Below are 13,287 nucleotides of genomic sequence, written 5' to 3'. Positions count from 1 at the left end.
CCACCGGCAGCCTCCCTAACGGCGGCTGCGCACCAGCAGATACAGGAAGTACGGCGTGCCGATCACCGCGGTGACCATCCCGGCGCCGAGCTGTGCGGGCGCGATCACGGTTCGGCCCAGCAGATCCGCCGTGCACACCAGGGCGGCGCCGAGCAGGACGGCCACCGGGACCACCCGGGCGTGCGGCCGTCCCACCAGGGCGCGGGCGGCGTGCGGGGCGACGAGTCCCACGAAGCCGATCGTGCCCGCGGCGGCGACGGCGGTGGCGCTCAGCAGCACCCCCAGCACGAGGAAGCCCAGGCGCCCCCGGGCCAGGTCCATGCCCAGCAGCCGCGGGGTGTCCTCGTCGAGCGAGACCAGGTCCAGCTCCGCGCGCCGCGCCACCGCGACGACCACTCCCAGCACGACGACGATCGCGAGCGGCACGACGTCCGGCATCGTCCGGCCGTACGTCGAACCGGTCAGCCAGGTCAGCGCCTTGACCGCGTTGAACGGGTCGGTGAGCACGATCAACAGGCTGATCAGCGCAGTGGCGGCGGTGGCGACACCGATGCCGACGAGCACCAGCCGGTTCTGCTGGAACCCGCCCCGCGCGGCGAGGCCGAAGACGACGACCGAGCTGACCGCCGCGCCCGCGAACGCCGCCCCCGCGAGGCTCCACGACCCGGCCAGCGGCACGGTCGTCACCAGGAGTACGGCGCCCAGCGCGGCCCCGCCGGAGACGCCGAGCACGGCGGGCTCGGCCAGCGGGTTGCGGGTCACGGCCTGGATGAGCGTGCCGGACAGGGCGAGGGCGGCCCCGGCGAGCAGCGCGGCCAGGACCCGGGGAACCCGGGTGTCCAGCACGAAGGACACGGTCTGACCCGCCCTGCCCTGCGCCCAGTTGACGACGTCACCGAGCAGCAGCTTGGCGTCACCCAGCAGCAGGGCGGCGATCGCCACCCCGACGAGGACGACCGCCAGGACGGCCGTGACGGTGAGGAAGACGGCCCGGCTCCTGATCCGCAGCCGGTCGGGGGCGGCCGAGGCGGCGGTGTCCTTCAGGCGTACCGCCATGACGATCAGGAAGACGGCGCCGACCAGGCTGGTGACCACGCCCGTCGGCACGGCGACCGCGCGGTCCGCCGGGACCAGGGACCTGAGCAGCACGTCCGAGCCGAGGACCAGGGCCGCGCCGGTCAGCCCGGTGACCGGCAGGCTCACACGGGTGCGGGTGAAGGCCCGGTAGCGGCGGGCGAGGGGCCGGACGAGGGCGGGGGCGCACAGGCCGACGAAGCCGATCGGTCCGGCCAGGGTGACGGCCGCGGCGGACAGCAGTGCCGCGAGCACCACGGCGGTGACCCGGGTGGCGCGGACCGGCACGCCGACGCCGCGGGCGGCCTCGTCACCGAGGGCCAGCGCGTCGACCCGGCGGGCCACCAGCAGCAGCCCGAGCAGGCCCACGAGACCGAGGGGCGCCATCCGGACCACGCCGTCGAAGCCGTTCTGGCCGATGCTGCCCTGGTTCCACTGGTAGAGCCCGTGGGTCTCCTCCGGGAACAGCAGGAGCAGCCCTTCCGTGACGGCGTTGAGGCCGAGCATCAGGGCGGTGCCCGCGAGCACGAGGCGTACGGTGCCGGCGCCGAGCCCGGACAGGCCGAGCACCACGGCCGCCGCGGCGAGGCTGCCGAGGAGCGCGACCCCGGAGGAGGCGAGCAGCGGCAGCGAGATGCCGGTGACGGCCACCAGGCCCAGGGCCAGGTAGGAGCCGGCGTTGACGGCGAGGGTGTCGGGGGAGGCGAGGACGTTGCGGCTGACCGCCTGGAGGGCGGCGCCCGCCATGCCGAGCATGGCCCCGACGAGGAGTCCCGCGGTCATCCTGGGCAGCCGGGAGGCGATGACGACGGAGGCGTCGGCGGGGTCGGCCTGCCCGGTGAGCGCCTTCCAGACCTCAAAGGCGCCGACGGCGGCGGTGCCCTGCGTGATGTCGACGACCGCGAGGGCCATGACCAGCAGGACCAGGGCGGCCGTCACCGCGGCCGCGCCCGTCCGGGACATGGCCGCCGACGGACGGGTGGCGGAGGTTGTCGCGGTGACGGCCATGGCGTTACTTCGTCAGCGCGGCGACGACGGAGTCGACGTACTGGTTCATCGACCCGGGACCGCCGAACATCCAGATGCCGTCGTCCAGCCGGTGGACGTTGCCCTTCTTCACGAAGGGCAGCGAGGTCCACACCTTGTCCTTGGCCAGGGTGCCGGTGAACGGGGTGCTGTTCTTGTCGCCGTCGTTGCCGATGTAGGCGAAGTGCACGTCGTCGCTGAGCTTGGTGAGGCCCTCGACGTCGGTGGAGCCGAGGCCGTAGCTCTCGTCGCCCTTGACGGTCCAGTCGTTCTTCAGGCCGAGCCGCTCGTTGACCGCGCCGATGAGGGAGCCGCTGGTGAAGGGGCGGACCGAGACCTGGTTGGAGATGTCGTAGCCGTCGGCGAAGGCGTACGCGGCTCCGGCGAGACCGGCGTCGGCGAGGGCCTTCTTGCCCTCGGCGAGCTTGGCGTCGAAGGCTTCCTTGACCTTGGCGGCCTGCTCGGTGGTGCCGGTGGCCTTGGCGAGCAGGTCGAGGTTCTCCGTCATCTGCCCGATCGGGTCGGCGGCGTCGGCGGACTTCACCTCGACCACCGGGGCGACCTCGCGCAGCTGCTTCACGGCGGCCGGCGGCAGGTCGGTGCTGGCGACGATGAGGTCCGGCTTCAGCGCGGCGATCGTGTCCATGCTGGGCTCGCCGCGGGTGCCGATGTCCTTGGGCTCGTTCTTCAGCGGAACCGCCTGGTCCCAGGTCTGGTAGCCCTTGACGTCGGCGACGCCGACCGGGTCCACACCCAGCGATATCAGCAGCTCGACCTCGTGCCACTCGGTGCCGACGACCTTGGTGGCGGGTCCGTCGAGTTCGACCTTGGTCCCGGAGGCGTCGGTGAGGGTGATGCGCTCGGCGGTCTTGGTGGCCTCGGCGCTGTCGGCGGCGGGCTCGGTGGTTCCGCAGGCGGTCAGGGTGAGCGCCGCGGCGGTGGCGGCCGCCGCGGTGAGGAGGAGGCGTCTCATGAGGGTGTGCTGAGCCTTTCGCTTCGCTGGTGGTGTCGGCCGATGGCGCGGGTGCGCAGCCGGCCGGTGAGGGGGTCGGTGTCGACGTCGATGCGGATGCCGTAGGTGTCGGTCAGCCGCTCGGCCGTCAGTACGTCCTCGGGGAGGCCGTCGGCGACGATCCGGCCCCGGTGCAGCAGGACGATCCGGTCGGCGAGGGCCGCGGCCTGGTCCAGGTCGTGCAGGACGGCGCCCACCGCGATGCCGTGGTCGTCCGCGAGGTCGCGGACCAGGTCGAGGAGTTCGATCTGGTACCGCAGGTCGAGGTAGGTCGTCGGCTCGTCCAGGAGCAGTACGCCGGTCTCCTGGGCGAGGCAGCTCGCGAGCCAGACCCGCTGGAGCTGTCCGCCGGAGAGGTGCTCGGCGCCGCGCCCGGCGAGTTCGGCGACTCCCGTCATGGCCAGCGCGCGGTCCACCGCGGCCGGCCCGTCCGGGTCCGCCCTGCCCCAGCGGCCCCGGTAGGGGTAGCGGCCGAACTCGACGACGTCCCGGACGGTCAGCCCGCTCGGGGTGGGGCGCCCCTGGGTCAGCAGGGCCACCCGGCGGGAGAACTCGCGCGGGGTCAGCGCCAGACCGTCGGTGCCGTCGACGACGAGGGTGGCGGTCCTGGGCCGCTGCAACCGCGCGATCGTCCGCAGCAGCGTCGACTTCCCGCTGCCGTTCGGCCCCACCAGCACGGTCACCCGGCCGGGCCGCAGGGTCACCGACGCGTCGTGCACGACGTCCACGCCGTCGTAGGCCACGGTGACGCCGGTGGCCGACAGTTCATGACCGCGAGCCGTCGGGGCCGCGGGGGTCTCTTCGCTTGATCGCACGAAACAGAGGTTAGCCTAACCTAAACTCGATCAGTGAGGGGGCTGGAGCGACCGGCCGGTCCGGCCGTAGAAGGTAGGCTTGCCCAGGTCATCGGACCGGCTGTCCGCCGCGCCGGGGCCGACGAAGCCCCCGTGTGCCGCCCGGTCTTCGCACCGCCGCCCCTGACCGGGCGAGCGGCTCCGCCGTACCCCTTCCGCCGCCTGCCCGCTCCTGCCGCCGGGTGTGCCCGAGCACGACAGGTCCCTTCCTCTTGCCCTCCTCCGTACCGTCGCCTGCCGCCTGGCTGCGCGGCTGCCGACGTCCGTCGTGGCTGTCCGATCCGAAGGTGCTGCGCACCGAGGTGCTGGCCGGTCTCGTGGTCGCCCTCGCGCTGATCCCGGAGGCGATCTCCTTCTCGATCATCGCCGGGGTGGACCCCGCCATCGGGCTGTTCGCCTCGTTCACCATGGCCGTCACCATCGCCGTCGTCGGCGGCCGGCCCGCCATGATCTCCGCCGCCACCGGCGCCGTCGCCCTGGTCATCGCCCCGCTCAACCGCGAGCACGGCTTTGGCTACCTCGTCGCCGCCGTCATCCTCGCCGGTGTCATCCAGATCGTCCTCGGCGCCCTGGGCGTGGCCAGGCTGATGCGGTTCGTGCCGCGCAGCGTGATGGTCGGTTTCGTCAACTCCCTGGCGATCCTGATCTTCATGGCGCAGGTGCCCGAGCTGACGGACGTGCCCTGGCCGGTCTACCCGCTGCTCGCGGCAGGGCTGGCGCTGATGGTGTTCTTCCCGCGGGCCACCACGGTGATCCCGGCGCCGCTGGTCTCCATCACCGTCCTCACGGTCCTCACCGTCGCGGCCGGGATCGCGGTGCCGACGGTCGGCGACAAGGGGGAGCTGCCGTCGGCGCTGCCGGTGCCCGGTCTGCCGGACGTGCCGTTCACCCTGGACACCCTGACGACCGTCGCCCCCTACGCGCTCGCGATGGCGCTGGTCGGCCTGATGGAGTCGCTCATGACCGCCAAGCTGGTCGACGACATCACCGACACCACCTCCTCCAAGACCCGGGAGTCGGTCGGCCAGGGCGTCGCCAACATCGTCACCGGGTTCTTCGGCGGCATGGGCGGCTGCGCCATGATCGGCCAGACGATGATCAACGTACGGGTCTCCGGCGCCCGCACCCGGCTGTCGACGTTCCTGGCGGGCGCGTTCCTGATGGTGCTGTGCATCGTCTTCGGACCGGTCGTCTCCGGCATCCCCATGGCGGCGCTGGTCGCGGTGATGGTCATGGTGTCGGTCGCCACCTTCGACTGGCACTCCGTCGCCCCGAAGACACTCCGGCGGATGCCCGCGGGGGAGATCACCGTCATGGTGGTCACGGTCGCGTGTGTGATCGCCACCCACAACCTCGCCATCGGCGTCGTCGCCGGCTCGGTCATCGCCATGGCCGTCTTCGCCCGGCGCGTCGCCCGGGTCGCCGAGGTCACCGCCGTCACCGACCCCGACGGCGGCAGCGTGGTCTACCGGGTGACGGGCGAGCTGTTCTTCGCCTCGTCCAACGACCTCGTCGGCCGCTTCTCCTACGCCACCGACCCGGAGCACGTGGTCATCGACCTGTCCGCCGCGCACATCTGGGACGCGTCCTCGGTCGCCGCGCTGGACATGGTCGAGGCGAAGTACGCCCGGCGCGGTAAGCGGGTGGAGATCACCGGCCTGAACGAGCCCAGCGCCCACCTGCACCGGCGGCTCAGCGGCGAGCTCACCGGCGGCCACTGACCGACGTGGTTCCGGTGCCGGACACCCGGTCGGCGCCCGGCACCGGAACCATCCGCGGTGCTCCCCGCGAGGTATCGTGCCCGACCGGCCACCGCCCGCGCATTGCCGGTTCCCGGCAAGGTTCGTGAGGGTTCGGATGCCGGGGCCGCGAACGCGGGGCGCACCGACCGCGCGGCCGGTGCTGCTCGGCCTGTCCGGCTCTTTCAGCTCAGGAAGCTCAGCCGCACCTGCCGGTTGGGGTTGTCCTTGTTCGTGTCCACCAGGCACACCGACTGCCAAGTCCCCAGTTCCAGCCTCCCCTTGAGCACCGGGAGGGTCGCGTGCGGGGGCACGAGGGCCGGCAGGACGTGGTCGCGGCCGTGGCCGGGGCTGCCGTGGCGGTGCTGCCAGCGGTCGTCGGCCGGGAGCAGGGTGTGCAGGGCGGCGAGGAGATCGTCGTCGCTGCCGGCGCCGGTCTCGATCACGGCGATGCCGGCCGTGGCGTGGGGGACGAAGATGTTCAGCAGGCCGTCCCGGCCGCCGGCCGACTCCCGGAGGAAGGCCTCGCAGTCGCGGGTGAGATCGATGACGGTCTCCGCGGAGCCGGAGGCGACCTGGAGAACTCGAGTGGTGAAGGCGTCTGACATGCCGTCCATCCTCCGTCATCCGGTCGTCATCCGGCCGCAGGAGCCCGGCAGGTGACCGCGCGAGTGTGACACCCGCATGAAGTTCCGCGGGCCGCCGTTGACCGGGGCAGCGGCATCTTCTTACGGTCGGCCGCATGCTGCGTCGCCCCGGCGCGAGCCCACCCTTGCCGCCGCGAAAGGCTGTTGACGCCATGGCGACCGACCTGCACCGGCCAAAGACCATCAAGGCCGCACAGGCCGTGCGGGTCGACGAGCTGACCCGCTCCTTCGACGGGCGTCCCGTCCTCGACCGGCTCCGACTCGAGATCCGGCCGGGCGAGTTCGTCGCACTGCTCGGCCGCAGTGGCTGTGGCAAGTCCACACTGCTGCGCATCCTCGCCGGGCTCGACCGCGACATCCAGGGCACGGTGCTGGTGCCGCGCCGCAAGGCCGTCGTCCTCCCGACACCTCGCCCGATGCCGTGGAAACGGCTCCGGCGAGACGTCCTGCGCGGCCTGTCCGGCAGGCCCGCACGCGCACGCGCCGAGGTTGGCCGCGGCCACCGCAGGACCGCCTGGCTCAAGACCCTCGTCGGCGGCGAGGCCCGAGGGACGGCACTCGCCCGGGCATTCATGCGGGAGCCCGATCTGCTGCTGCTCGACGACCCGTTCGGCGCACTGTCCGCGCGGACCCGCAGTGCGGCACAGCGGCTCACCGAGGAGTCGTGGCAGCGCCGCCGCTGCGCCGTGCTGCTCGTCACACGGGACGTGACGGAGGCCGTACTCCTCGCCGACCGGGTGCTCGTGATGGACGACGGCGTCATCACCCACGAGCAGCGGATCGATCTCGACCGGCCCCGGGACCTGACCGACGCCCGGTGCGCCGAGCTGCGAGCCGGACTCCTGCGCCGCCTCGGCGCCGACGACGCCTGACCCCCCTCGGGAAGATCTCCGGCTGCCGTGGGGTTGGTGGAAAGGTGAACAACACCGAGGTAGTCGTCATCGGTGCCGGGCAGGCGGGGCTCGCCGGCGCCTACCACCTGCGGCGCACCGGGTTCGAGCCGGAGCGGGACTTCGTGGTGCTGGACCACTCCCCCGGCCCGGGCGGCGCCTGGCAGTTCCGGTGGCCTTCGCTGACGTACGGCAAGGTGCACGGGATGCATGCGCTGCCCGGCATGGAGCTGACCGGGGCCGATCCGGCGCGGCCCTCCGCCGAGGTGATCGCCGCGTACTTCGCCGCCTACGAGCGCGCCTTCGACCTGCGGGTACGGCGGCCGGTGGACGTGCGGGCGGTGCGTGAGGGCGAGGGCGGGCGGCTGCTCGTCGAGACCTCGGCCGGGGTCTGGTCGACCCGGGCGCTGATCAACGCCACCGGTACCTGGGACCGCCCGTTCTGGCCGCGCTACCCCGGCCAGGAGAGCTTCCGCGGCCGGCAGTTGCACACCGCGCAGTACCCGGGGCCCGAAGAGTTCGCGGGGCTGCGGGTGGTCGTCGTGGGCGGAGGCGCGTCCGGAACACAGCATCTGCTGGAGATCGCCCCGTACGCGGCCGCGACCACCTGGGTCACCCGGCGGCCCCCGGTCTTCCGCGAGGGCCCCTTCGACGAGGACGCGGGCCGGGCCGCCGTGGCGCTGGTGGAGGAGCGGGTGCGGCGGGGACTGCTACCGAAGAGCGTGGTGTCGGTGACCGGGCTGCCGCTGAACGACGCGGTCCGGCAGGGCCTCGCGGACGGGGTGCTCGACCGGCAGCCCATGTTCGACCGGATCACTCCGGAGGGCGTCCTGTGGGCCGACGGCCGGCGCGTGCGGGCCGACGTCATCCTGTGGGCGACCGGCTTCCGGCCCGCGGTCGACCATCTGGCACCGCTGAAGCTGCGCGAACCGGGCGGCGGGATCCGCCTCGAGGGGACCAGGACGGTCGCCGACCCGCGGATCCACCTCGTCGGCTACGGCCCCTCGGCGAGCACCATCGGCGCCAACCGGGCCGGCCGCGCGGCCGTACGGGACATCAGGCGGCTGCTGGCCGAGGAGCAGCCGGTGGCCGCGTGATGCCCCGCCCGGTCACTTCGCCTTCGGCGAGCTCTGCTGGTTGCGGTTGAACTCGGCGACATTGCGCTGGTGCTCGGCGTAGTCGGCGGTGAAGCGGGTGTCGCCGGGCTTGACCGTGACGAAGTACAGCCAGTCGCCCGGGGTGGGGCTGATCGCCGCGCGCACCGCGTCCTCGCCCGGGTTGTCGATCGGGGTCGGGGGCAGCCCCATGCGCTGGTACGAGTTGTAGGGGCTGTCGATCCGGGTGTCGGCCTCGGTGGTCTTCAGCGTCGCCCGGTTGAGGGCGTAGTTGATGGTGGAGTCCATCTGGAGCGGCATGCCGCGCTCCAGCCGGTTGAAGACGACCCGGGCCACCTTGCCCATGTCGGCCTTGGTCGCCGCCTCGGCCTGGATGATGCTGGCGATGGTGACCGCCTGATAGACGTTCATGGCGTTGCGCTGGGCGCCCGCGGCGATCGGGGCGCCGTTGAACTTCTTGTTGGCGGTGTCGACCATGAACGCCAGCAGTTGCTCGGGCGTCGCCTTCTTGCCGTTCTGTTCCAGCGGGTAGGTCGCCGGGAAGAGATAGCCCTCGGGGTTGCCCTCGGCGTCGTTCGGCAGCTTCAGATTCGCCTTGGCCAGGGACTTCTTGGTGGTGCCCGCGGGCAGGGCGAGCGCCTTGTCGACGGCCTGGTAGATCTGGCCGGACCGCCAGCCCTCCGGGATCACCAGGGTGGTGGGCTTCTTCTCCTCTTCGCCGCCCAGGCTGAGCAGCGGCACCGCCACGGCGGTGCCGGCCACGACGGCCCCGGTCGCGATGAGGACGAGTCGGCCCCGGCGCGTCAGACGAATCGTGCTCCGTGACGGAGTGTTCATGTGCATGCGGGCACGGTAACCCGCTAAAGCTCACAAACCCGGCATATTTTCACCTTGTCGGCTCCAGTTGGGCGTCCCGGCGGACCAGCGCCGCGTACCGCCCGTCCCGCCCCAGCAGCTCCTCGTGCGTGCCGCGTTCGACGGCCCGCCCGGCGTCCAGAACGACGATCTGGTCGGCGCCCCGGATCGTGGACAGCCGGTGCGCGATGGTGAGCGTGGTGCGGTCGGCCGAGAGTGCGTCGATGGCCTCCTGCACGGCCCGTTCGGTACGGGTGTCCAGGGCGCTGGTCGCCTCGTCGAGGATCAGCACCGGAGGGTCGCGCAGGATGGTCCGGGCGATGGCCAGGCGCTGCTTCTCGCCGCCGGAGAAGCGGTGGCCGCGCTCCCCGACCACGGTGTCGTACCCCTCGGGCAGCGACGCGATGTGGTCGTGGATCTGCGCCGCCCGCGCCGCCTCGTGCAGTTCCTCGTCGGTGGCGTCCGGCTTGGCGAAGCGCAGGTTGTCGGCGACGGAGGCATGGAAGAGGTACGTCTCCTGGGAGACGACGCCGACCGCCCGGGCCAGGGTGTCGAAGTCCAGGTCGCGCACGTCGACGCCGTCGAGGGTGACCCGGCCGCCGGTGACGTCGTAGAGCCGCGGCACCAGATGGCCGAGCGTGGACTTGCCCGCACCGGTGGGGCCGACGACCGCGAGGCTTCCGCCGGCGGGGACGGCGAGGTCCACGCCGTCGAGGATGGGGGTGCCCTCACCGTCGTAGCGGAACTCGACGTTCTCGAAGCGGAGCTCACCCCTGATCTTGTCGAGGTGGACCGGACGTTCGGGCTCGGTGATGTCGATGGGCAGGTCGAGGTATTCGAAGATGCGCTGGAACAGGGCGAGCGAGGCCTGGATCTGGACGCCGGTGCCGAGCAGGCTGACGGCCGGGCGGAACAGGCCCTGTTGGAGCGAGACAAAGGCGACGAGCGTGCCGATCGAGACCTGCGTCCCGCCGAACTGCAGGGCCAGGCCCGCGGTCCAGTAGATGACGGCGGGCATCGCGGCCATGACGATCGTGATCACGGCCATGCGCCAGCGGCCGGCCATGTTGGAGCGCACTTCGAGGTCGACGAGGCCCTCGGACTCCACCGCGAAGGACTGCGTGAGCGAGTCGGAACGGCCCATCGTGCGGCCCAGCAGGATGCCGCTGACGGAGAGCGACTCGGTGACCGTGGCGGCCATCGCGGCCATCTGCTTCTGGCGCTGGGTGGTGATCTTCTTGCGTTCGTTGCCGACCCGGCGGCTGATCCACACGAACACCGGGAGCAGCAGCAGCGAGACCGTCGTCAGCCGCCAGTCCAGGACCAGCATCGCGATGATCGTGGCGACGACGCTGGTGAAGTTGGCGACCAGCGAGGTGGCGGTGGACGTGACGGTGGCCTGCATGCCGCCGATGTCGTTCGCGATCCGGGACTGCACCTCGCCGGTGCGGGTGCGGGTGAAGAAGGCCAGCGACATGCGCTGCAGGCGGCCGTAGACGGCGGTGCGCAGGTCGTGCATGACGCGCTGGCCGACGGTGGTGGAGATCAGGGTCTGCAGGACGCCGAAGACGCTGGTGAGGACGGCGCTGAGGATCATGCCCAGGGCGAGCAGGCTGAGCAGCCCGGTGCGGCCCTCGGGGATGGCGACGTCGAGGATCGCCTTCAGCAGGAACGGCGTGGCGACGGACACCAGCGAGGCGGCGCCGACCAGCAGGCCGACGACGGCGAGGCGTCCGCGGTAGGGGCGGAACAGCCGCAGGATGCGGCGCACCTGCCGGGGCTGCTGCTCGGCTTCGGCCGGCGGCGTCCAGACGGGTTCGTGATCGGGATGCATGGGCTCCTACGGAGGGGTGAGGAGGAGACTGAGGGAGCTTAGCTCATTGTTACCTATACTCACAATGAACTACGTCCTGATATTGTTCCCGTATGACCACCCAAGATCCCGACGGCCCGCTCGCCGAGCAACTGCTGCGGTTCACCCGGCGTGTGCACCGGATCCAGAAGCGGCACATCGAGCAGTCCGGACTGGGCGTCACCCCGGCCCAGTCCAGGCTGCTGCGCACGCTCGCGCACTATCCCTCGCCGCCCCGGATGGCCGACCTCGCCGAACGTCTCGAAGTGGTTCCGCGGGCCGTCACCTCGCTGGTCGACGGCCTCGAGGCGAGCGGCAAGGTGCGCCGGGTGCCGGATCCGACGAACCGGCGGGTGATCCGGATCGAGCTCACCGAGGACGGCCTCAAGGCGCTGCGCGCACTGCACGGGGCTCGTCGCTCGGCGGCCCAGGAGATCCTCGCGCCGCTCACGGAGGACCAGCGCGAGGTGCTCGGCGGACTGCTGGACACCCTGGTGGACGGCGGCGTCAACCGCTGCTGACCCCAGGGGGCGACTGGCAGCCCTCGCGATCCTCCGTCAGCACGCCCTGCTCGGTGGCCAGCCGGCGGTCGTGGCAGCCGCCGGGCACGTGCGAGCCGTACAGCCGGTAGTGCTCGCTCGACGTGCCCACCGCGCGGCGCTGGTCGCGCGGCACGTTCACGGTCCAGGTCGCGTCACCGCTGTAGGTGTCGTCCAGTTTCGACCAGGCGGTGCGCCGCCCGTCGCGCGCGGTCACGGCCGACGCCCGGTCGCCGAGGGTCAGCACCGTGCGCAGCCGGTCGTCCGCGCCGAGCGTGGTGGTGCCGTCCATCGTGTACGTCCGGTCGGTGCGCGTCGTCCTGGCCGGTCCGGGTCCGTCGACCGTCACCGACTCGTCGTCGCGCCAGGTGGCGTCGAGTGCGTCCATGGTCTCGCCGTCGGTCCAGCGATGGACGGAGGTGTGCGCCAGTGACCTGCGGACGGTGGTGGTCACCCGGCCGTGCGACGTGTCGACGTACCCGGCGACGGTCAACCGGTGCCCGCTCCCGATGTCCACCCGGTGCTCCGGACCGGGCGTGTGCGTCGAGGAGTTGGCGAGGCCCTGGTCCCGGTGCGCGGTGAGCGCGCCGGTGACGTGGGCGCGGCCCTCGTCCTGCCGGACGAGGATGTTGACCGGGGCGCTCCAGCCGGGCCTGCCCTCGGGCAGTCCGGCGACGGAGACCCGGATGTCGTGCGGGCGGCCGTCGTTGAGGATCCCGGCGAACGGCGTCAGGTCGTACGTGATCGGCCGGACGTCGAAGGCGCGCGGTCCCGGAACGACGTACCAGAGGAAGGGATTGGACCAGCCGCCGGTCCACACGTGCGGAAACGGCGCGGCGACACCGGCCAGTCGGCCGTCCACCCTGATCTGCACCTCACGGTAGGGGCCGCTGGCGGCCCGGCAGGAGTACGGCGCCGGGTCGGGCACCGTGAGATACCAGTACTCCTCACAACCTCCGCCGGATCCGGTGGCGTACACCTCGGCGACGATGCGCTCGCTGTTGCGCGGGGTGGTGAGGGTGCCGTCGGTCAAGGGGATGACCCGGTCGGGAACTTGGGCGGGCTTGCCGGTGTAGAAGGTCAGGGTGACCTTTACGTCGATGATGCCGGTGTGGGTGTCGTCGACGACGTTGCCGATGAGCATCTCGACGTCCTGGCGCTCGCGGAAAGTGTCGCTGTAGCGCGTGACGTCCTTCTCCACGGACCAGGCGATGCCGTCCGGGGAGGGCTGCGGGGTGGAGGTGCGGAAGATCTCGACTCCGCCCACGCTCACGTGGCCGAGGCGGTCGTACTGGCGGCCCTTGACCGTGCCGTCCAGGCGCAGCACGACCTTGCTCCAGCGGTCGCCGCAGCCGGCGGGCGGGGTGTACGTGCCGCGGTAGGGCGTGAAGTCGCGGAACTGCGCCTCGGCCAGGGTGACCCGGCAGGACCTGGTGTCCGGCGCGGTGACGGGTGGGGCGGCGGTGACCGGGTCGTGCCAGTCCGAGCCGAACTCGGCGGGGACGTCGACGTGTCGGGCGGACGCGGGGTGCGCTCCGAGGAGCGTGCTCGCGAGGAGGGTCGCTCCCGCGAGCATGGACATGACCATCCGGCTCTTCATGGGCATGTTCTACGGGGTGGTTGAGGGCCGCGCAATGGCGCCTCGTGGTGCAGGTGGGAGGGGCTGCGGGCGGGCCGGTACCGC

At 72.1% G+C, this 13,287-nt stretch carries 11 protein-coding genes; 4 read left to right on the top strand and 7 right to left on the bottom strand.

Going from position 1 to position 13,287, the window contains the following annotated elements; translation table 11 throughout:
* Positions 1–15 precede the first annotated feature (15 nt).
* The 3 genes from M8H82_RS15690 to M8H82_RS15680 are packed head-to-tail and all read right to left on the bottom strand — an operon-like array spanning position 16 to position 3,927.
* On the bottom strand, positions 16–2,082 hold the full coding sequence (locus tag M8H82_RS15690) for an iron ABC transporter permease (protein WP_250074289.1): 2,067 nt from the start codon (positions 2,080–2,082) through the stop codon (positions 16–18).
* Positions 2,083–2,086: 4 nt separating this feature from the next.
* Entirely contained in the window at positions 2,087–3,073 is a 987-nt protein-coding gene (locus M8H82_RS15685; protein ID WP_250074287.1) for an iron-siderophore ABC transporter substrate-binding protein, read from the bottom strand.
* Positions 3,070–3,927, bottom strand: coding sequence for an ABC transporter ATP-binding protein (locus M8H82_RS15680; RefSeq protein WP_250074286.1), 858 nt, complete (start codon positions 3,925–3,927; stop codon positions 3,070–3,072). The genes M8H82_RS15685 and M8H82_RS15680 overlap by 4 nt, the downstream gene beginning before the upstream one ends.
* A 251-nt stretch (positions 3,928–4,178) precedes the next feature.
* On the opposite strand from M8H82_RS15680, the gene M8H82_RS15675 reads away from it, so the two are divergent.
* The gene (locus tag M8H82_RS15675; protein ID WP_250074284.1) at positions 4,179–5,687 is read left to right on the top strand and encodes a SulP family inorganic anion transporter; all 1,509 of its coding nucleotides are present in this window, start codon (positions 4,179–4,181) and stop codon (positions 5,685–5,687) included.
* A 203-nt stretch (positions 5,688–5,890) separates the two neighbouring features.
* Here M8H82_RS15675 and M8H82_RS15670 read toward each other — a convergent pair whose 3' ends face one another.
* On the bottom strand, positions 5,891–6,313 hold the full coding sequence (locus M8H82_RS15670; protein WP_250074281.1) for a secondary thiamine-phosphate synthase enzyme YjbQ: 423 nt from the start codon (positions 6,311–6,313) through the stop codon (positions 5,891–5,893).
* Positions 6,314–6,504: 191 nt separating this feature from the next.
* Here M8H82_RS15670 and M8H82_RS15665 point away from each other — a divergent pair, with 191 nt between their 5' ends.
* Together M8H82_RS15665 and M8H82_RS15660 are read left to right on the top strand one after the other, a co-directional pair.
* The gene (locus M8H82_RS15665; RefSeq protein WP_250074280.1) at positions 6,505–7,224 is read left to right on the top strand and encodes an ABC transporter ATP-binding protein; all 720 of its coding nucleotides are present in this window, start codon (positions 6,505–6,507) and stop codon (positions 7,222–7,224) included.
* Between the two features lie 44 nt (positions 7,225–7,268).
* Complete coding sequence (locus tag M8H82_RS15660) at positions 7,269–8,339, top strand: NAD(P)-binding domain-containing protein (protein WP_250074277.1); 1,071 nt, start codon at positions 7,269–7,271, stop codon at positions 8,337–8,339.
* Positions 8,340–8,351: 12 nt separating this feature from the next.
* Here M8H82_RS15660 and mltG read toward each other — a convergent pair whose 3' ends face one another.
* Positions 8,352–9,200, bottom strand: coding sequence for an endolytic transglycosylase MltG (gene mltG / locus M8H82_RS15655; protein ID WP_250074274.1), 849 nt, complete (start codon positions 9,198–9,200; stop codon positions 8,352–8,354).
* A gap of 43 nt (positions 9,201–9,243) precedes the next feature.
* The gene (locus M8H82_RS15650; RefSeq protein WP_250074273.1) at positions 9,244–11,046 is read right to left on the bottom strand and encodes an ABC transporter ATP-binding protein; all 1,803 of its coding nucleotides are present in this window, start codon (positions 11,044–11,046) and stop codon (positions 9,244–9,246) included.
* 92 nt (positions 11,047–11,138) lie between these two features.
* On the opposite strand from M8H82_RS15650, the gene M8H82_RS15645 reads away from it, so the two are divergent.
* The gene (locus M8H82_RS15645) at positions 11,139–11,585 is read left to right on the top strand and encodes a MarR family winged helix-turn-helix transcriptional regulator (RefSeq protein ID WP_250074271.1); all 447 of its coding nucleotides are present in this window, start codon (positions 11,139–11,141) and stop codon (positions 11,583–11,585) included.
* Here M8H82_RS15645 and M8H82_RS15640 read toward each other — a convergent pair.
* Complete coding sequence (locus M8H82_RS15640) at positions 11,572–13,203, bottom strand: peptide-N4-asparagine amidase (protein WP_308293257.1); 1,632 nt, start codon at positions 13,201–13,203, stop codon at positions 11,572–11,574. The two genes, M8H82_RS15645 and M8H82_RS15640, sit on opposite strands and share 14 nt — an antisense overlap.
* Positions 13,204–13,287: the final 84 nt, after the last annotated feature.

Source organism: Streptomyces sp. YS415, from assembly GCF_023544665.1.
Lineage (GTDB): Bacteria > Actinomycetota > Actinomycetes > Streptomycetales > Streptomycetaceae > Streptomyces.
The sequence above is the reverse complement of the archived record's forward strand: the minus strand, read 5'-3'. Positions and strand labels throughout refer to the sequence as shown.

What these genes read in the sequence shown, in the direction of transcription:
- M8H82_RS15650 (WP_250074273.1), bottom strand. Translation starts at nt 11,046, where the DNA reads ATGCATCCCGATCACGAACCCGTCTGGACGCCGCCGGCCGAAGCCGAG.
- M8H82_RS15645 (WP_250074271.1), top strand. Translation starts at nt 11,139, where the DNA reads ATGACCACCCAAGATCCCGACGGCCCGCTCGCCGAGCAACTGCTGCGG.
- M8H82_RS15665 (WP_250074280.1), top strand. Translation starts at nt 6,505, where the DNA reads ATGGCGACCGACCTGCACCGGCCAAAGACCATCAAGGCCGCACAGGCC.
- M8H82_RS15685 (WP_250074287.1), bottom strand. Translation starts at nt 3,073, where the DNA reads ATGAGACGCCTCCTCCTCACCGCGGCGGCCGCCACCGCCGCGGCGCTC.
- M8H82_RS15640 (WP_308293257.1), bottom strand. Translation starts at nt 13,203, where the DNA reads ATGAAGAGCCGGATGGTCATGTCCATGCTCGCGGGAGCGACCCTCCTC.
- M8H82_RS15670 (WP_250074281.1), bottom strand. Translation starts at nt 6,313, where the DNA reads ATGTCAGACGCCTTCACCACTCGAGTTCTCCAGGTCGCCTCCGGCTCC.
- mltG (WP_250074274.1), bottom strand. Translation starts at nt 9,200, where the DNA reads ATGCACATGAACACTCCGTCACGGAGCACGATTCGTCTGACGCGCCGG.
- M8H82_RS15690 (WP_250074289.1), bottom strand. Translation starts at nt 2,082, where the DNA reads ATGGCCGTCACCGCGACAACCTCCGCCACCCGTCCGTCGGCGGCCATG.